We start from the raw sequence: 1,030 nt of genomic DNA, 5'->3' as shown, positions 1-1,030 counted from the left end.
AAGAGCAACGTGACCAGACGATTCAAGTGGTTGCAGCGATCAACCAAATGGGCGCGACGATCAGTGAAATTGCGTCTAACGCAGCGACGGCAGCCGATACTGCAAACCAAGCGTCTGATAATACTCAGACGGGTCGTGAAGTTGTGATGAAAGCGAAAGAAGTGATCAGCCGTCTTGCTGACGATGTGGAAACGACAAACATTGTTGTGACACAGCTTGCTTCTACAACGAAAGATATCGGCTCTATCCTTGGTGTAATCCGCGATATCTCTGAGCAAACAAACTTGTTGGCACTGAACGCAGCGATTGAAGCAGCACGCGCAGGTGAGCAAGGTCGAGGCTTTGCGGTAGTTGCAGATGAAGTTCGTAACCTAGCGTCGCGCACTGCCGATTCAACGGAAGAGATTCAACGTATGATCAACCAGCTTCAAAGTGATGCTCAGGACGCAGTAAGCGCGATGGAAGCTGGCAAAGCGGTCACATTTGAGGGTGTGGCTTCGACGGATGAAGCGGTAGAAGTGCTGGTGAATATCTCTGAACGCATTACGGATATCTCCGATCGAAACACGCAAGTTGCGACGGCAACGGAAGAGCAATCTACCGTGGTTCATACGATCAATCAGAATATTGAAGAAATCAACGCAATCAACGAGATGACAACTGCAACGGCGGAAGAGTTGGCTGGCGCAAGCCGCGATCTTCAAGAGCTTTCATCTCGCCTCGATAAGATGGTTGGTAGCTTCAAACTCTAGAGTTGGATAGAATAGACGAAGTTGAACAGTTTAATGACTATATTTAGGTAAGTACTATGAACGACTTCGAAAAAGAACTAGCGCAGATTTCTCAAGAAGCTGCAGAGGAGCCAGAAGTAAAGCTGCCTTCGCTAGAAGAGCAAAAAGCCATTGCGGCTGAGCTTAAAAAGCTAGAAGCAGAAGGTAAGTTAACGCCAGAAATTTTGGAGCAATACTTCGGCAAGTTTAATCAGAAAAATTCTGTTCCGGTTCATTAATAAAAAGGGAGTGTTTACTCC

Annotated in this window: 2 protein-coding genes; both read left to right on the top strand. The window is 46.9% G+C overall.

The features are described 5' to 3' along the window. The coding region (locus R7E78_RS24695; RefSeq protein ID WP_318058417.1) for a methyl-accepting chemotaxis protein at nucleotides 1-752 on the top strand (752 nt) is incomplete at its 5' end. Between the two features lie 56 nt (nucleotides 753-808). Then, entirely contained in the window at nucleotides 809-1,009 is a 201-nt protein-coding gene (locus tag R7E78_RS24690) for a chromosome segregation ATPase (RefSeq protein ID WP_005462979.1), read from the top strand. Nucleotides 1,010-1,030 lie beyond the last annotated feature (21 nt).

The sequence above is a fragment of the Vibrio sp. YT-19(2023) genome, assembly GCF_033337395.1.
The sequence above is the reverse complement of the archived record's forward strand: the minus strand, read 5'-3'. Positions and strand labels throughout refer to the sequence as shown.

Bases quoted from the DNA above. Each gene is read 5' to 3' on its own strand.
- R7E78_RS24690 (WP_005462979.1), top strand. From the start codon at position 809: ATGAACGACTTCGAAAAAGAACTAGCGCAGATTTCTCAAGAAGCTGCA.